This is a genomic window from Robertkochia solimangrovi (assembly GCF_007279655.1).
GTDB classification, from domain to species: domain Bacteria; phylum Bacteroidota; class Bacteroidia; order Flavobacteriales; family Flavobacteriaceae; genus Robertkochia; species Robertkochia solimangrovi.
Map to the genome: position 1 here is coordinate 11,654 of NZ_QKWN01000005.1, position 17,886 is coordinate 29,539.

At 42.8% G+C, this 17,886-nt stretch carries 13 protein-coding genes and 1 tRNA gene; 6 read left to right on the top strand and 8 right to left on the bottom strand.

Annotated features, from left to right (window positions below; all coding sequences use genetic code 11):
- Positions 1-17 precede the first annotated feature (17 nt).
- From DMZ48_RS08330 to DMZ48_RS08345, 4 genes are all read right to left on the bottom strand, one after another.
- Positions 18-1,805, bottom strand: coding sequence for a tetratricopeptide repeat protein (locus tag DMZ48_RS08330; protein ID WP_143954678.1), 1,788 nt, complete (start codon positions 1,803-1,805; stop codon positions 18-20).
- A gap of 180 nt (positions 1,806-1,985) precedes the next feature.
- Positions 1,986-3,257, bottom strand: coding sequence for a serine--tRNA ligase (gene serS, locus DMZ48_RS08335; RefSeq protein WP_143954679.1), 1,272 nt, complete (start codon positions 3,255-3,257; stop codon positions 1,986-1,988).
- Between the two features lie 86 nt (positions 3,258-3,343).
- Positions 3,344-4,669 (bottom strand): HTTM domain-containing protein, encoded by a 1,326-nt coding sequence (locus tag DMZ48_RS08340; protein ID WP_143954680.1) that lies wholly within the window; start codon positions 4,667-4,669, stop codon positions 3,344-3,346.
- A complete protein-coding gene (locus DMZ48_RS08345; RefSeq protein WP_143954681.1) occupies positions 4,662-5,603 on the bottom strand; it encodes a bifunctional riboflavin kinase/FAD synthetase in 942 nt (313 codons plus the stop codon). Before DMZ48_RS08345 ends, DMZ48_RS08340 begins: the two co-directional genes overlap by 8 nt.
- A gap of 148 nt (positions 5,604-5,751) precedes the next feature.
- Between DMZ48_RS08345 and DMZ48_RS18845 the strand changes: the two genes are divergently transcribed.
- Both DMZ48_RS18845 and DMZ48_RS08355 read left to right on the top strand, forming a co-directional pair.
- A complete protein-coding gene (locus DMZ48_RS18845) occupies positions 5,752-9,546 on the top strand; it encodes a reprolysin-like metallopeptidase (protein ID WP_143954682.1) in 3,795 nt (1,264 codons plus the stop codon).
- Entirely contained in the window at positions 9,543-10,235 is a 693-nt protein-coding gene (locus DMZ48_RS08355) for a fibronectin type III domain-containing protein (protein WP_143954683.1), read from the top strand. Before DMZ48_RS18845 ends, DMZ48_RS08355 begins: the two co-directional genes overlap by 4 nt.
- A 194-nt stretch (positions 10,236-10,429) precedes the next feature.
- Here DMZ48_RS08355 and pth read toward each other — a convergent pair whose 3' ends face one another.
- The 3 genes from pth to DMZ48_RS08370 all read right to left on the bottom strand — a co-directional run bounded on the left by pth (position 10,430) and on the right by DMZ48_RS08370 (position 12,693).
- The gene (gene pth, locus DMZ48_RS08360; RefSeq protein WP_143954684.1) at positions 10,430-10,996 is read right to left on the bottom strand and encodes an aminoacyl-tRNA hydrolase; all 567 of its coding nucleotides are present in this window, start codon (positions 10,994-10,996) and stop codon (positions 10,430-10,432) included.
- 132 nt (positions 10,997-11,128) lie between these two features.
- Positions 11,129-11,728 (bottom strand): 50S ribosomal protein L25/general stress protein Ctc, encoded by a 600-nt coding sequence (locus tag DMZ48_RS08365; protein WP_143954685.1) that lies wholly within the window; start codon positions 11,726-11,728, stop codon positions 11,129-11,131.
- 23 nt (positions 11,729-11,751) lie between these two features.
- Entirely contained in the window at positions 11,752-12,693 is a 942-nt protein-coding gene (locus tag DMZ48_RS08370; protein ID WP_143954686.1) for a ribose-phosphate pyrophosphokinase, read from the bottom strand.
- 306 nt (positions 12,694-12,999) lie between these two features.
- On the opposite strand from DMZ48_RS08370, the gene DMZ48_RS08375 reads away from it, so the two are divergent.
- The 4 genes from DMZ48_RS08375 to DMZ48_RS18545 all read left to right on the top strand — a co-directional run bounded on the left by DMZ48_RS08375 (position 13,000) and on the right by DMZ48_RS18545 (position 16,580).
- The gene (locus DMZ48_RS08375) at positions 13,000-13,191 is read left to right on the top strand and encodes a GIY-YIG nuclease family protein (RefSeq protein ID WP_338420299.1); all 192 of its coding nucleotides are present in this window, start codon (positions 13,000-13,002) and stop codon (positions 13,189-13,191) included.
- Positions 13,192-13,289: 98 nt separating this feature from the next.
- Positions 13,290-13,371 (top strand) — tRNA-Leu (locus DMZ48_RS08380).
- Between the two features lie 313 nt (positions 13,372-13,684).
- Positions 13,685-16,117: an arylsulfatase gene (locus tag DMZ48_RS08385; protein WP_143954688.1), complete on the top strand. Its 2,433-nt coding sequence runs from the start codon at positions 13,685-13,687 to the stop codon at positions 16,115-16,117.
- Between the two features lie 244 nt (positions 16,118-16,361).
- Positions 16,362-16,580: a hypothetical protein gene (locus DMZ48_RS18545; RefSeq protein ID WP_162558686.1), complete on the top strand. Its 219-nt coding sequence runs from the start codon at positions 16,362-16,364 to the stop codon at positions 16,578-16,580.
- A 6-nt stretch (positions 16,581-16,586) separates the two neighbouring features.
- On the opposite strand, the gene DMZ48_RS08390 is transcribed toward DMZ48_RS18545, so the two are convergent.
- Complete coding sequence (locus tag DMZ48_RS08390; RefSeq protein WP_143954689.1) at positions 16,587-17,084, bottom strand: hypothetical protein; 498 nt, start codon at positions 17,082-17,084, stop codon at positions 16,587-16,589.
- Positions 17,085-17,886 lie beyond the last annotated feature (802 nt).

A 17,886-nucleotide genomic window follows, 5' to 3' on the forward strand; every position in this document is an offset into this window, starting at 1 on the left:
AAGAACGGGATAATTATTCATTCGAGCACATCACCCCTGAGCTTTCGGTAGACTTTTCTGGCCTCCACAAAATAGACACTATCCTGATGTTCGAAAATAAGTCTTTCAAATAGTGGCTTAGCTTTTTCCGGACTGTTCATATCTTCCATATATAACATCCCCAGTTCGTAGAGCGCATCATCCATCAATATACCGTCTGCAAAAAAATTTATGATCTTCACATAGTTCTTCTCAGCCATTTCAAACTCCCCTTTCTTGCGAAACAGGGACGCCTGTTTCAATAAAGCCTCATCCTCTATATCTTCCCCCTTATGATTGACAAGCAGCGAATCCAGAAGGGCTATTGCTGCCTCATCTTTTTCCTGATAAGCCATCAGATCTGCCTTCGCATAGATCTTTAGTGCTGTCTGAAGGGAATCGCCCAGGGTATTATCGGAAATCAGTAATTTCAATTGCAGGGCATCGTTAGCGATCAATTGGGAGGTGGAAGACTTCAACACCTTGGCCTGGGTCTCAGCCCATTCAAAATCTCCTTTATAGAAGCTTGCCTGAGCCACTTTAAAACGTGCGGTCTGCCCCAGCACATCGTTCTTCATTTCCTTTTGAACCTGTGCGTAATAGATCAGCGCCTGATTGAACTGTTCCATATACACCAAAATATCTCCCAGCTCCATTTTAACGCTGGCTCGTTCATATTTAGACAATGGTTCCTCCAACATAGTCTTCAGGATCTTTACCGCTTCCGCTCCATTATCCAGGGTAAAGGCAGAAAAACGGGCTCGCTCCAACTGCAATGCAACCGTGGTCTGATTGGCTCCATAGGTTTCTAAAAGGGCATTGAACTGTTTTTCAATAGCAGCGTAATCATCCGGTGTAGAGGATAGGATACGGATCTTCAACAGATAGAGCTCAGCCTCCAGCTTGGTATCAGCCATGGAAGTATGCTCTCTGATAAAATCGAACGCACTTTTCGCGGTCTCCATATCATTATCGTCATAAGCGATCATTCCAAGGTCAATGATTCCGTCCAGAGAAGGTTCCTCTGCCCTGTTATAGATCGCTTTCTCTTGGGTCAGAGCACTGCGATAATGTTTCTGCTGAATAAAAAGCCAGCTTAATAGCTCGTTCCAAAGTATATTCGGTTGTGTCTGTGCACGTTTTAGCAATATCTTACGGAGTAATGCATTGCTTTCCGCATCCTCATCATCAAAGATGAACCTACCGATATTGCGTTTGATGTTCTCTTTCAGATTAGAACGGTCAACGATAAGGTCGAGATAAGTCTCATACATATTTTCCAGATCACCTTTCTCCCCGTATATATAGGCAAGGTCATAATTAAAGTTAAGATTCGGATCCAGCTCCATGCCTTTTTTAAAAGCTCGAATAGCCTCATCCAGCAGCGCCTTGTTCTTGAAGGTATGCCCCACACTATAGGCATAACTCGGACGCTCATCCAGGGAGGCAATAGCCTTATCATAACAGGCATCTTCCTCCTTCTCATTACCTTTGAGTCCGTAGTTGTATCCGAGATCGATATAAGTCACCGGCGATACGGGTGATTTTGTCAATTGTTCTTTCAGAAGATTCTCGGCATCATCAAGTCGGTCGAGTTCCTGATAACAATACACCAGCGACCGGATATAGTTTTGATTCATCGGATTCTTACGATGTAATTTTTCAAAATACACCAAAGCCTTCTCGAAATTCCCATCATTAAAATACTGATGTGCGATCGCCTGATCCTGTGCGTATAGTCCACAGGAACCCAATACAAAGACAAATATGATCAGGATTTTCCGCATAGTTGAAAACTAGTCTCTTTCAAATATAGCTGATAAGCGTCAATGATGCTGTTAAAAAGAATGAAAATCGAGGAATCGCAGACAATCGTAGATTGTTATTTCCCTAACTTATAAGTAAGCTTAAGAATTAAAACAAAAAAGTCCGGATATTTCCGGACCTTTTCTTATATAAAATTTTGTTTAGTCGATAATATCGAATCCTGTATAAGGCCTTAGCACTTCCGGAATAACAATACCTTCCGGTGTCTGGTAATTTTCCAGGATTCCTGCCAATACTCTTGGGAGTGCAAGGGCGCTTCCATTAAGTGTATGTGCCAGCATATTCTTTCCATCAGCATCCTTATAACGAAGCTTCATACGATTCGCCTGGAACGTTTCGAAATTAGAAACCGAACTGATCTCCAGCCAGCGCTCCTGAGCGGTTGAATATACCTCAAAATCATAGGTCAGTGCTGAAGTAAAGGTAAGGTCGCCACCACAAAGCCTTAAAATTCGGTATGGTAATTTAAGATCTCTGAGTATCTCTTTCACATGCTCGATCATTCCTTCATGGGCCTCATAGGACTTATCCGGATGTTCAATCCTTACGATCTCTACTTTGTCGAACTGGTGCAATCTGTTGAGACCGCGAACATGCGCACCATAACTACCGGCTTCTCTTCGGAAACAAGGAGTATACGCAGTACACTGAATCGGAAAATCTGATTCGTTCAGAATAACATCACGAAAGAAGTTGGTTACCGGCACCTCGGCAGTAGGTATCAGATACAGATCATCGGCTCCCACATGATACATTTGCCCCTCCTTATCAGGAAGCGAACCGGTACCATAACCAGAGGCTTCGTTCACCATATGAGGCACCTGATATTCCTCATATCCGGCAGCTGTATTCTTATCCAGAAAATAGCTGATCAGTGCACGTTGCAATCGCGCACCTTTACCTTTATAGACCGGAAATCCCGCTCCTGTGATCTTAGCCCCAAGATCAAAATCGATGATATCATATTTTTTGGCCAGTTCCCAATGTGGTAATGCTCCTTCATATAGCTCAGGAACTTCCCCTTCACGGAAAATCTCTTCATTATCTTCATCAGAATTCCCTGCCGGAACACTTGGATGTGGAACATTTGGAATCTTATACAACAGTTCGGTAAGCTCGTTAGCCGTTTCATTAAGCTTCTCGCTGAGTTCGCGTGAACTCTCCTTGAGTTCCGCTGTTTTAGCTTTCATTTCATTGGCCTCAGCAGCTTTCCCACTCTTAAAAAGATTACCGATCTCCTTGGACAATTTATTGGACTCGGCAAGGGTGTTGTCTAACTTGGTTTGTACCCCTCTTCTCTCCTCATCAAGGGAAAGAACCTTCTCGATCATCGGTGCCGCATCTATATTTCGGATAGCGAGTTTTTTGATGACCTCATCCTTGTGATCTCTGATAAATTGTACCTGAAGCATATTTTGTATTTTAAATTTCGGCCAGTATTACTTTTAAGGCCTGAATTGAATGGACAAATTTAAACCATTAAACGTGATTTGGAAATCTATTCTACGTCTTTTTTAAAGGGGAGTATCCATTTTTCATGCCGGAAAAAATGCCATTTTTCAGCAGCGAGATCTATTTCCGGGTCGATGAGTTGCTGAGCGTCCCTGCTGTTGACAACCACTTTTCCCGATTCAGCGTAAACCGCCACATCTCTGCCCTTTTCTGCATATTCGTCCTTGAGTCTTTGGGCGAACTGCCAGATGACATCCGGCTTCGTAGCGATGATCCGCCTTTGTTTATCGGAAAGATAATCATCGAGTCTTACACGAAAGCGTTCCCCGGTAACCTTGTCCACTACTCGGAATCGAATGTAACCTGACTTCCCCCGTAACATCATCCGCCAGCTCAGTCGATGTCCTTCTTCGGTCCATAATACATCTCCTGGTATCGCGTGATGTCTTAACGGCAAAAGGATCTGGATCACAAAATAGACACAGGCAACGAACAACATCTTCCCTTTATGAGCAGGAACTTTCACTTCTTCTTCCAGGTAAGGTTCCTTTTTCCGCAGAAACAATCTGCGAATCGTTTCCGGATCGAAGAAGAACAGACAAAATCCCAGCGACAGATATGGAAAAATCCCGATCTGAAAGACCACAGAGTTGAACAGGTGAAAAAATATCGCGATACCAAAGACCCATTTTCGAGTCGGTTTCCACAATAACAAAGGCACGATTAACAAATCGAAAAGTATCCCGGTATAGGTAATAGCAACATGCACCCAATGCTGTTGCAACAAATCACCGACAATAGGATAATGGGAACGCGCCTGCATCAGATTTTCAGCGACGCTGAAATTCAGCCAGTCAGGATACAGCTTGGCGATGGAAGCATAGGTATACACGATCCATATCTGTAAAATGATGAGCCAGGAACACCAGCGTGACATGGTAATACTTTTCAGGGAGGGGTTTCGCTTAACATCAAAAGACAAATACCTGTTTGCCGGAAGGACCAGCATGATCAGACAGATAAGGATCAACAGGTAATAGTGATTGTTGTAGGATGCCTTCTGCATCAGGTAAACGCTCGTCCAAAGAAGTGTAAAGACTGATAAGCTCAGCCGATACCGATAGCCGACCATTACCAGAAGACCGCATACGCCCATCAGCGCAAAATAGAAATACATGCCGTTTCCGGGAAGCGGCTGCAAGAATTCGAAACCGATAAAATTAAAGGTAAACTGCGGATCGATAAGGGTACGTCGCACCCACCCGGTAAAGATGGCTCCAACCGACTCCAGAAAGATCAGGAGTCCGAATATTACCCTGAAAACGATCAGAGGACTGTTGTCTATCTGTTTGAACAGCCAACGGTCAAGCATAGTTCTTCCTTATAAATGCAAGTGATTTTAATTTATCTTCCTTTAATTTATCCTTGAGCTCCTCCAACGATTCAAAACGCACCTCTTCCCTAAGCCATTCCAGTAATTCCACCTGTATCACCTTGCCGTAAAGATCTTCTTCGAAATCAAAGAAATTCACTTCGATGGTCTGCTTTCTGCCTTCGGGATCGATGGTCGGATTAAATCCGATATTCATCATTCCATAGACCAATCTTCCATCGATAGTACTCCTTACCACATACACCCCGTTACGAGGTATGAGTTTGTACGATTCTGCAATGGTCAGGTTCGCCGTTGGGAATTCAAGCTGCCTGCCGATCCCTCTTCCCCGAGTGATCTCCCCAGTCAGAATATAGGGGTATCCAAGGTACTGATTCGCTTTCCGGACCTTTCCTTCAAGCAACGCTTTTCTGATCTTTGTAGAGCTAACCGATACTTCATTCACTTCCTCTGCCGAGATCTGCTCTACTTCAAACCCGTATTTCTCACCATAGATCACCAGGTCATCGATGGTAGCGGTACGATTTCTTCCGAACCGGTGATCATATCCGATGATTACCTTTTTCGCATTGATCCGTCCAACAAGGATATCACGAACATATTCTTCAGCGGTAAGCCGGGAGAATTCGAGCGTAAACGGGTGAATGATCAATTGATCCAGACCGGTATTTTCAAGTATTGCGATCTTCTCATCCAGGGTGTTTAGCAACTTTAAATCGCTATCCTGTTGCAAAACCATTCTCGGATGTGGAAAAAAAGTAAGAATGGTCGATTTGAGATCATTGGCACTGGCATTATCCACCAGTTTTTTAATTATCTTTTTATGGCCCACATGAACGCCGTCGAATGTCCCTATGGTTACCACTGTATGATGATTCTCTTTTTTATCAAAAAGATTTCGCTTTATAATCAACTTTAAAGCTTTTTGAGTTAGCATTAATCTTACCACAAAATAACGAATTATAAGTTGAAAATCTCAATATTTTATTCCCATGGTATTTGAAATAAATTAACAGGACATCTACTATTTTTTATAAATTTACCATCAGACCGCCTTAATAATGAGAGACTTTAAATACTACATCCTTTTCACCCTAATTTTAACCGTCTTCCATTCCGGCTTCGCCCAACAGGTGAATCCATGGGAAGAATCGGTTAGTACAACCCTGCAAAAGGGGCTGCTGTCCGGAGCCGACACAAAGATCTTCCGGCTTGATAAAGACCAGCTTAAAAATGCTCTTTTACCAGTTACCAAAGGAATTTCCGGTAAATCATCCGTCTCTCAGGTCACACTGACCTTTCCCGACATCAAAGGAACCGCTGACTACAGGGTGAGTCCCTATTCCACACTTTCCGCAGGTCTGCAGGAAAAATTCCCTGAGGTCAGGTCGTATAAAGGCATCAATGTTTCGGACCCCTCCAAAATACTTTACTTTACACTTGACCCTTATGGATTTCATGGGATGATACGAGAGGGACACGACATTCATTATATCAACCCGACAGAAAATACGAAGGACACCTATTATATCGCTTCCCGAAAAGACCTTTTGAGTACTGATGACCAATGTTTGGTACTGGATGAAAACGCGATGAAGTCCACTGCTGAAAAGGAATTGCTATACCGTGGCGTAAATGACGGAAATCTACGAACCTACAGACTGGCCATAGCCTGTACCGGTGAATACGCCACTTTTCATATCAACAGAGCAGGAGTTTCCAACGGGACCGAATCACAGAAGATCACAGCAGTACTTGCCGCTATGAACACCACAATGACGCGGGTGAATGGGGTATTTGAAAACGAACTGGCTATAACCATGGAGATCATCGCCAATAACGAGGAGATCATCTTTCTGGATTCAGCGACCGACGGACTTACTAACAGCAACGGAAATACTCTTTTGAACGAGATCCAGGATATAATCGATGATGCCATCGGCTTTACTAATTACGATATCGGACATGTTTTCAGTACCGGAGGCGGTGGGGTTGCACAGGTAGCTTCGGTATGTACTTCAAATAAAGCGCGGGGTGTTACCGGACTCAACAGTCCGGTGAACGATGATTTCGATATCGACTTCGTCGCTCACGAAATGGGACATCAATTCGGCGCCACACATATTTTCAATAATTCCTGTGATGACAACCGCAGTGCGGCGACCGCTGTAGAACCCGGAAGCGGTTCGACGATCATGGGGTATGCGGGGTTATGCCCGGCAAACGTTCAGGGAAACAGCGATGCATATTTTAACGCCATCAGTATCGCTCAGATATGGGATAATGTTACTGTCGGCAACAGCCAATGTGCACAACTTACCGCTATCGGAAACAATGCTCCCGTGGTAACGGAGGGAGCAGATCACACGATTCCGGCAGGCACTCCCTTCGTACTGGAAGGAATCGCTTCCGATGCTGATGGAGATGGCCTCACCTATTGCTGGGAACAACAGAACAATGAGATCGGCGAACAACCCCCGGCATCCACAGCAACTGGCGGACCAATATTCAGATCCAGAGCCCCGGTTTCCTCGCCAAAAAGATATTTCCCACAAGCAAGCGCCCTACTCAATAATAATCTGAGTCCGACCTGGGAAGTCATCCCTACTGTAAGCCGGACTATGGATTTTTCACTAACTGTAAGAGACAATAATGCATTGGGAGGTCAGTCGACCCGTGACGATATTCAGATCGAGGTTCATGACACCGGCGAACCCTTTTCCGTAAGTTCACACACTTCAGAAAGTGTACTGGCTGGAGGATCGACCACACAGGTAACCTGGAATGTCGCCAATACCAATATCGCTCCCATCAACACTGACTTTGTAGATATCTACCTGATCGTTGACGGAAACTTTACTAATCCCGTACTAATTTCAGACAACACTGAAAATGACGGTGGACAGGAAGTGATCATACCGGGAGACATTTCATCAGACAATGTACGGATCATGGTAAAGGCAGATGACAATATTTATTTTGCCCTTAACACAGCCACCCTGGAAGTACAACAATCAAACTTCGCCCTGGAGATCCCAACTCTTGAATATGATGTTTGCCAGCCGAATGATCTTATCTTTACCTTTACGTACCATGCCTATTCCGGATTTAACGAAACCACTACTTTTTCAGCTACTGATGTTACCAGCGGACTCGCGGTTTCCTTTAGTCAGCCCACCGCTGTAAATGACAATACAGAAGTAGAAGTATCCGTTTCAGGAACCGGCAATACGGACACAGGACTGGTTAGTTTCGATCTGATCGCTGAGTCATCGGGAGGTCAATCCAACACCTATCCGATCAGCATCAACCTGTATAATACCACTTTCGAACAACTGACGCTAAACACCCCTTCAGACGGCTCCTCCAATGTACTTCTGGACAATGTTTTCACCTGGGAAGAACATACCAACGCCAAGAGTTACGAAATTCAGATCTCACAAACGCCAAATTTCAATACGATCATCGAGACCGCAGAAGTAAATTCCCCGGAATATGTACCTCAAATGCTGGAAGGGAACACGCAATATTTCTGGAGAGTAAGACCCATCAATGATTGCGGAGAAGGAGCTTTTTCGAATGCTTTTTCTTTCGCAAGTATTCCGATCAATTGCAACACATTTACGAACAACAATACCGTAAACATTCCTTCAGAGGGTACACAAACGATCACTTCAGTAATCGCTCTAAACGAACAGGCTACTCTGAACAGCCTGTCTGTTTCCGTGAATATAACACATACTTTTGTCGAAGACCTGATCATTACACTGACTTCCCCTTCCGGCAAGACTGCTACGCTTATCAGCCAGCAATGCGGAAGCGGACAAAACATGAATGTGACCTTTTCAGATGATGGGGACCCATTGGTCTGCGGTAATTTACCGGCGGTAAGTGGCACTGTACAACCACAACAGTCATTCTCGATCTTTAGAAATGAGCCTGTGAACGGGAATTGGACATTGACCGTCAATGACACTTTTACTCAGGACGGAGGAACCCTCAATAGCTTCGGTCTGAACCTCTGTGTAAACGGGACCTTTGAAGAAGATTCTGACGGAGATGGAGTATTCGACAGTATCGATCAGTGCCCGGACACCCCTGCCAACTCAAAGGTAGACGTAAACGGATGCCCGATCTTTTCCGTTGCAGAAACCAATTATCAGTTATTATTAACCGGCGAATCCTGTTCAGACAATAATGACGGAACTATCAGTATCACAACGGAAAGTTCATATAATTATACTGCAACCTTAACCGGTTTAAGCGGAAATATGGCAGTAGATTTCACCGACTCGGCATCTTTTAGCAATCTTTCAGCAGGGGTTTATCAACTCTGTTTTACCGTGGAGGGAGAAGATGACTATCAGCAATGTTTCGACATCAACATTGAGGAACCGCAATCGCTTCAGGTTTACTCCGTAGCAGACCAAAGAACGAAAACAGTTACCCTTGAACTTTCAGGAGCGGACCTCTACAATATAGAACTCAACGGGATCACCACACAAACAGCAGCCTCCACCATAACGCTGGATCTGCAGGAAGGCATCAATAATCTGAAGGTAACTACCAATAAATCCTGTCAGGGAATCTATGAAGAAAAGATCAGCCTCGGAAATCTTCTGGTGGCAGCTCCGAATCCTTTCACCGACAAAGTGACCGTTTACCACACCATGACCGGAGAAGCAGTATCGATACGGATCTATTCGCTATCGGGAAGAATGGTATACCGATCTGAAGGCATTACGAATAAAGGCCAACAGCTCGAAATAAGCCTCGGACATTTACAACAGGGAATGTATCTGTTAAATCTTACAGACGGACAGGAGCAAAAAATCTTCAAACTGGTTAAAGAATGAGAAAAATCTTAATCTACATAAGTCTTGCATTGGTAATTTTAAGTTGTGGTAAGGACGACCCGGCACCGAGTAGTCCGGAAACTCCGCAACTTGTATTCCCGGAAAACAATTCAGAATGCATCGAAGGCGCCATTAACGGAACGAATTTAAGCACCATCGGTTTCACCTGGGAAACCACCGCAAGAGCAGACCGGTATACCCTTACGGTAAAAAATCTGGAAGACGGATCTTCGAGCACTTATGCTACAACCAATACAACATATGATGTAAGTTTAATGCGGGGAATGCCATACTCATGGCAGGTGACCGCGATCAATGATGCTTTAACTGACCAGCCAACGAATAGCGCCACCTGGAAATTCTATAATGCAGGTACCGGCACTTCATCATATCCACCGTTTCCGGCTGAATTATTATACCCGCAATCAGGAGCGAATATCTATTATGAGACCGGTAGCAGTATCGATCTTCAATGGGATGCCAGTGATGTGGACGGTGACATCACTACCTACACGATTCTTTTTGGAACCAACTCAAACCCACAAAATGTTGCCGGAATCAATATCACGTTAAAAAGGCTAACGGTAAGCGATCTGGTTAAGAACCAAACCTATTATTGGCGTGTGATCACCAATGATGCGAACGGCAACCGATCTTATTCCGAAGTTTCACAATTCAGAACGCGTTAAAATAGAGATTTTGTTTGAATTTAGCCCAGGCTTAAAGCTCTATACCCGTTCTTCACATTCAAACTTTGCTTTTGAATTGAGAATGGAGAATGGAGAATTAAGGATTGAGGATTAAGGATTAAGGATTATGGATTATGGATTATGGATTTATGATTACTACTTAACACTAAGGCCTCTTGTGCTTACATTACACCCTAAGTATTATTGAACGTATTCATGGTATTGGCGAGTCCGGCGGTGCCGAAGGATTTTATGAGGGCTACGGAACGATCGAGTCTTTCCTTCATTTTGGCCTCTTCATCGGCATTCCACTCACCGAGGACATAATCGACCTGGCGGCCTTTTTCGAAATCAGCGCCTACACCAAAACGGAATCGGTTATAGACATTGGATCCGAGTTGTGCCTGAATATCTTTTAAACCGTTATGTCCGCCATCGGAGCCTTTCGTCTTAACCCGAATAGTTCCGAAAGGTAGGTTCAGGTCGTCAGTGATGACAAGGAGGTTTTCCGGCGCGATCTTTTCGAGTTGCATCCAGTATCGAACCGCTTTCCCGCTCAGGTTCATATAGGTACTGGGTTTGAGTAATAAAAAGGTACGTCCTTTGTATTTATAGGTCGTCATATCGCCTAATTTACGGGTCTCGAAGGTGAGTCCTTCCTGGGCAGCGAGATGGTCAAGGACTTTAAATCCGATATTATGACGTGTATTTTCGTATTGCGAACCAATATTACCGAGTCCGACAACGAGGAACTTTTTCATATCCGTAACTTTTACAGGCTTATCTTTTCGAAAGATATCAAACAGCCGGTCAATCATAGTTAAGTTTTAGGCAAAAATAAAAAGCACCCTTTAAAGAAAAAGGGTGCTTTTAAGATTTATAGCTGTAAAGGCTTATTTTTTACCAGACTTCTCAGCTTTAGCAGCTTCCTGAGCAGCTTTCATAGCAGCACGTGAAATTCTCACCTGACATACTACGGTGTTATCTGGATGCATGATCTTATAATTATCATTCGCAAGTGCAGTAACATAAAGTTTGTTACCGATGTTAAGCGAAGTGATATCAGCATCGATAAAATCAGGAAGGTTAGCTGGAAGCGCTTTAACCTTCAGTTTACGTTGGTTAAGACGTAGAACACCACCGGCCATAACCCCTGGAGAGTTACCTACTCTACGTACCGGGATCTCGATAGTTACTTCTTTATCATCGTGTAACTGATAGAAATCGATGTGTAAGATTTCATCGCTAACAGGATCAAACTGGATATCCTGCATAATAGCATTAAGCTTAGTTCCGTCCTCCAATGAAATTACCACAGTGTGTGCATTCGGAGTGTAAACAAGATCTTTAAAAGACATTGTATCTGCTGAAAAATGTAATGGCTTGTCTCCTCCGTATAACACGCAAGGAACCTTTCCAGCATTACGTAAGGCTTTAGTCGACGACTTACCCACGCTTTCTCTTTGAGATCCTTCAATAGTGATTGACTTCATTATATAAATATTAAATTAATATACTACATTAAAAACTTAGAACTGATACTGGTATTGTGGTGTACGCGATGCATAACATCTGCGAACAGGTCGGCACAGCTCAGTACTTTGATCTTTGGTGATTCCTGTTTCAATGGAATGGAATCGGTAACGATCAGTTCAGTAAGTTTTGAATTTTCGATACGCTCATAGGCATTACCTGAAAGCAGGGCATGTGTGGTGATGGCTCTAACGCTCAATGCACCTCTTTCGATCATCAGATCGGCAGCCTTGGTCAGGGTTCCTGCGGTATCTACCATATCATCTACAAGAACGACATTCTTATTGGTCACATCACCGATCAGTTCCATATGATCGATCACGTTCGCTTTTTTACGTTGTTTATAACAGATCACCACGTCACTGGCAAGGAATTTCGAATAAGCGTATGCTCTTTTCGACCCCCCCATATCAGGAGATGCGATGGTCAGGTTATCGAGTTTCAGACTTTCGAGATAAGGAAGGAAAATGGTTGAAGCAAAAAGGTGATCAACCGGTTTTTCAAAGAATCCCTGAATCTGGTCCGCGTGGAGGTCCATAGTAATAATACGGGTCGCTCCTGCAGCCTCGAGTAATTTAGCAACCAGCTTCGCTCCTATCGGAACACGCGGCTTATCTTTACGATCCTGGCGTGCCCATCCGAAATACGGCATTACTGCGGTAATGTGACGAGCGGAAGCGCGTTTAGCTGCATCGAGCATCAACAACATTTCCATAAGGTTTTCCGGACCCGGATTGGTAGAACCGATAATAAATACACGTGATCCGCGCACCGATTCTTCGAATGAAGGCTGAAACTCACCATCACTGTAACGTGAGAAGGAAACCTTCCCGAGTTCGGCTCCAAAGGCCCTGGCTATTTTCCCTGCTAATTCCGAAGTTTGCGTACATGCAAATATCTTTGGATCGGGCATTGAATAAGGCATTTAAAAAACTGTTTTATAGGTTGTTATTGTACTCGCTTTCAAAATGAGGTGCAAATTTAGAAATTTATTCGAAGACGGAAAGTATATTTGTTGGTATTTTTGTTTTGGAAATAAAAATATTTTATAGTTTTGCACACCGCTTCATGGAAAGCGGTTGAATTTAATGCTCGAGTGGCGGAATTGGTAGACCTGTCTACCGATAGGCGGGCCTATCAAACGACAGGCAGGCGCGCTTGATGAAATATTGAATTATTGATGATCGTTTATGCACTTTCCAGTATCAACAGAAATTACATTTATGTAGGCATGACACAGAATCTGGAAGAAAGGTTTAAACGGCATAATGAAGGAAGAGAGAAAACGACAAAGCCGTATGCTCCGTTCTCAATTCTTTATCAGGAAGAATGTCCAGATCGAATCGCTGCTAGAAAGCGAGAAAAGTTTTGGAAATCTGGAATAGGTAAAGAAAAATTAAGAACTTTGAGAGATCAAACTTGAAGTTCGAGTGTCTGACTGCCGAATGGCAGGCATATCTAACGACAGGCAGGCGCGCTTGATGACATACTGAAATTAGATCTGAAGAGATCACACTATTAGCTCGAGTGGCGGAATTGGTAGACGCGCTGGATTCAAAATCCAGTTCTTTCGGGAGTGTGGGTTCGATTCCCACCTCGAGTACAGCGAAGCCTTGTGAAATGAAAATTTCGCAAGGCTTTTTTATTTTATTGAATTTCACTGCTTCAATTTAACCTGCTTTATTTCAAATCTTACTTTTCCCATTACAATCCCTGAACTTAAACCCTGGAAATCAATTCACGAAATCACACCTCAACTTGAGATTTTCATGTTGCAAAACAACAGTCAATTATCTAATTTTCATATATTTATGGTGTCCCGCGTCCACACCAAATAATTAACAACCTTCCAGATAGGTGTATTGCTTAAACATTATTGCTTTATGGTATAAAGGTGATTAATAAAATTTGAAATTATGGGTGCGCTATACAATTCTATCTGCTCACTATACCAGTATCTTTGGAAGTTCAGAAATTTAAAAATCTATGGGTTCGTTCTAGTAATCCTTCCGGTTCTCTTACTGAGTTGCCAGAATGCCGGAAACACTCCAGCTAATGAAAGTCCCTCGAAAAATGAAAATGTAAACAGTCTCCCTTATCCGGACCCACCGTTCCACGGAAAAATAGGACGCACCTATAAGGATTCGGAAATGGACTGGCCAAAATTACCCTCACCACCAGAAGGTGCTCCGAATGTGATATTGATTATTCTGGATGATGTTGGATTTGGAATGACCAGTACCTTTGGCGGCTCTATCCCAACGCCTAATCTGGACAAACTGGCTTCAAAAGGCTTAAAATATAACCGTTTCCATACCACAGCTATATGTGGACCCTCCCGAGCCGCATTGATTACCGGAAGAAACCACCACAATTCCGGTAGTGGATTCCTGGCTGAATGGGCAACCGGTTATCCCAGCTATACCACTATGATCCCCCGTAGCACAGCTACCGTAGCCAAAGTTTTAAAATACAACGGGATGAACACATCCTGGTTTGGGAAAAATCACAATACCCCGGATTGGGAAACGTCAGCGGTCGGACCTTTTGACAGATGGCCCACCGGATTAGGATTTGATTATTTCTATGGCTTTAATGCAGGGGAAACTCATCAGTATTATCCGGTTATTTTTGAAAATACCATTCCGGTAGAGCCGGATAAAACTCCTGAGGAAGGATACCATTTCCAGACCGACATGACCGATAAAGCTATCAGCTGGCTGCAACTTCAGAAATCCATCTCTCCTGAAAAACCTGTGTTCATGTATTATGCTCCGGGAGCAGTGCACGCCCCTCACCATGTGACCAAAGAATGGAGGGATAAATTCAAAGGTAAATTTGATCATGGATGGGACAAGGAACGGGAAATCGTCTATGAACGACAGAAGAAAATGGGGATTATTCCTCCGGATGCATTATTATCTCCCAGAAATGATTCTGTCCCCACCTGGGAATCCCGAAGCGACGAAGAAAAGAAATTCTACACGTTACTCTATGAGAACTTTGCCGGATACCTGGCCTTTACAGACTACGAAGTTGGACGTTTATTGGATGTGGTTTACGAATTACCCGATGCCGACAATACGCTAATTATTTATATAGTGGGTGATAATGGAGCAAGTGCCGAAGGTGGAAAAGAAGGAACTATCAATGAAGTCAAAGGGCTTAACGGTATTCCCAGTGAGATCAGTGAAAATCTTAAAAAAGCAGATGAAGTGGGCGGCCCCACTACCGAACCTCATTTTCCTATTGGATGGGCCTTTGCCGGCAACACTCCCTTCCCATGGGTAAAACAGGTGGCCTCACACTTTGGAGGTTCCAGAAATCCCATGGTAGTTTCCTGGCCTAAGGTCATAAAGGATTCGGGCGGAGTCCGATCTCAATTCCTGCACCTGATCGATGTAGTCCCCACAATTCTGGAAGCAACCGGTATTAAAATGCCCGCGGAGATCGATGGCATCAAACAACGCCCCATAGATGGCAAATCCTTTATGTCCACCTTTGCCGATCCCAATGCTCCTGAAATCAGGACGACCCAATATTTCGAGGTATTTGCGAATCGCGCCTTGTATCATGAAGGATGGGTAGCAGCACATCAGCATACCTTCCCATGGAGACAGGATCTGGCTCCCGGATTTGAAAATGAAAAATGGGAATTGTACAATATTGAAGAAGACTTTTCTGAAGCGGTGAATGTCGCTGCAGAATATCCTGAAAAGCTGGAAGAGCTAAAAGGACTTTGGGAAGAAGAAGCAGAAAAATACCATGTATTTCCACTGGATGACCGGGGAGCCGGACGATTGGGAGTACCTAAACCGTCACCATTGGGAGACCGAACACGCTTTACCTTTTATGAAGGAGCTATCAGAATACCAGAAACGGCTGCACCGAACACCAAAAACACTTCCTGGACGCTGGAAGCCATGCTTGAAACGACCGCCGGTCATAAGGATGGTGTGATTAACGCTATTGGCGGACTCGGGGCAGGTTACACGCTGTTTGTAAAGAATGGTTATCCAACCTTTATCTACAATTTCTTTGAGGCGGAAATCACTACCATTAAATCAAATAAAAAATTACCAGACGGACTCGCAAGTGTCAAACTCACTTTCGACTATGAGGGTGGCGGAGCCGGAAAAGGTGGTATGTTTACACTGTTCATCAATGAAGAAAAAGTCGGCCAAGCCAAAGTGAACAGTACGGTTGGCGGACGCTACGGAATTGATACCTTTGGAATCGGAGCAGATACAGGGTCACCGGTTACCGAAGAATACGAGGCACCAAATACATTCCAGGGACATATTGTAGAGGTCACTATTGATATTGCACCAAAAGATACTATGAAGTAAAATCCGGTTTGGTTTACAATGTTTATTGACTTAACTATGTTTCTGAATTATGCAAAGAATTTCAATTGGAAATTAATTAAGGAAGTGAACAGTGATAAGGAAAATAAAAAAGACGCTAAAGATTTTGATTCCCATTACATTTGCAACGATGCTTGCAGTGACACTATTAAAAGGAATGGACACCTCCATTCCCTTTTAATCTGACCAATGGAAATCGTGGCAGGAAACTGAATCAACATTGTTCATGCGTTGGGATATGATGAACAGTCTACGTGAAAATTATACCCTTACGGGCATGTCAAAACCTGAAATCTTGCAATTATTGGGCAAGCCTGATTCAGCAATTAAATCTGAATTCCGTTATTTTCTCGGACATACAAGATTTGGAATCAACACCGGTAGTCTGACACTTAAATTTGACGATGCTGATAAGGTGGTTACTATTAATGTCTATCAGGGATAAAAATAATCAGGCAACTCCATTCACAGAAAAATCAAAAAATTCCTTTTCCTCAATCCGATAGTTTATATTCCAAAAATGGCTTCCTCCGTCCATTACAATAACGAAACTACTTTTCCAAGAATCATCAGTTCCTGAATATCCATTCCAAACAAAATTTACATGGATGATTCTTTGTCCATTTTCATTAATTATTCCAACATACTGACGAATATACTTTCTCAGATTCTTATGAATTATAGGCCCATAATGTCTACCCTGATTAGGTTGGTTTCTGTTTATGAATTTTAGTTGATCTTTTAAACTCTTTTCCAATTCCATGATCTCCCTTTTGCTTGGGGTAAAGCGATTTTCTAAAGGTATTTCGTTTGAATAAGGAATTTCATAAATCCTCGAAAAAATCACTCCTTGAAAATCATCACTTGTAACAAGAACAGGGTTTTGAGAAAATGATGAAACCCAAATAAGATTCAGCATAAGAACCCATGCTATTTTCAATGTATTCATAATAATAAATTCCTGATATCAAGATAACGCATTTTCTGATAATCTCATACCCGAGCTGGTTATACGGTTCAAATCGCCCTAAAATCTTTCCGAACTAATACTATTTTGCCATTGGCTTACAGCCAATACAATGACATAATTACCCGGAAAAAAGGCTTTTTGTAGCAAATAAAAACCTATTTACAGGGCTTCCCAAAGGATTTGCAGCAAATCCATGAAAATCAAACTTTTTAAAACTGATTTGAAATGAGCTGGTTTTTAATGCAACTCGGACAGTACAAATTACCGTCTAAAAAAGTCATTTACTTTAAATTTTCCTTGATTTTAGGGGGCTGCGGGCGCATTTACTTTAAATCCACCCAAAATTTAATATGCATCAAAACTCCAAAAAGCCCATATATTAAAAGGATTTTGGGCAAAAATAAACACCTGTAACATCGCGGCTGCGTGTTACCCTCTTGCTCTTCCCCTTTGATTTCAGAAGATAACATCAAGGTTATTCTGGAATTAATAAATTAATCCCAAAAGCTAACCGTTTAGTTCGGTAAGATATTTGGGGCTGATGAAGGAATACCACTTCGAATTCAAGGTGAAAATAGCCGAATACAAACGTTTATAATTGTTTACGACCGGGCAATTGGATCTAGACAAACTTCATTAAACAATTTTATCTTACGGAAATCCGTAAGAATAGTTCTAAGGTATTTTTTATTTTAGACGACTTTAATTAATATGTATACAATTGCATATAATCCATAGTTGGTAAAACGTTTTTACGGCCCCAGCTATTTACAAAAACATT

Excerpts from the sequence above, each read along its gene's own strand:
- DMZ48_RS08370 (WP_143954686.1), bottom strand. The coding sequence starts at position 12,693 with ATGCCTTATTCAATGCCCGATCCAAAGATATTTGCATGTACGCAAACT.
- DMZ48_RS08340 (WP_143954680.1), bottom strand. The coding sequence starts at position 4,669 with ATGCTTGACCGTTGGCTGTTCAAACAGATAGACAACAGTCCTCTGATC.
- DMZ48_RS08355 (WP_143954683.1), top strand. The coding sequence starts at position 9,543 with ATGAGAAAAATCTTAATCTACATAAGTCTTGCATTGGTAATTTTAAGT.
- serS (WP_143954679.1), bottom strand. The coding sequence starts at position 3,257 with ATGCTTCAGGTACAATTTATCAGAGATCACAAGGATGAGGTCATCAAA.
- pth (WP_143954684.1), bottom strand. The coding sequence starts at position 10,996 with ATGAAAAAGTTCCTCGTTGTCGGACTCGGTAATATTGGTTCGCAATAC.
- DMZ48_RS08390 (WP_143954689.1), bottom strand. The coding sequence starts at position 17,084 with ATGAATACATTGAAAATAGCATGGGTTCTTATGCTGAATCTTATTTGG.
- DMZ48_RS18845 (WP_143954682.1), top strand. The coding sequence starts at position 5,752 with ATGAGAGACTTTAAATACTACATCCTTTTCACCCTAATTTTAACCGTC.
- DMZ48_RS08385 (WP_143954688.1), top strand. The coding sequence starts at position 13,685 with ATGGGTGCGCTATACAATTCTATCTGCTCACTATACCAGTATCTTTGG.
- DMZ48_RS08375 (WP_338420299.1), top strand. The coding sequence starts at position 13,000 with ATGACACAGAATCTGGAAGAAAGGTTTAAACGGCATAATGAAGGAAGA.
- DMZ48_RS18545 (WP_162558686.1), top strand. The coding sequence starts at position 16,362 with ATGCGTTGGGATATGATGAACAGTCTACGTGAAAATTATACCCTTACG.
- DMZ48_RS08330 (WP_143954678.1), bottom strand. The coding sequence starts at position 1,805 with ATGCGGAAAATCCTGATCATATTTGTCTTTGTATTGGGTTCCTGTGGA.
- DMZ48_RS08365 (WP_143954685.1), bottom strand. The coding sequence starts at position 11,728 with ATGAAGTCAATCACTATTGAAGGATCTCAAAGAGAAAGCGTGGGTAAG.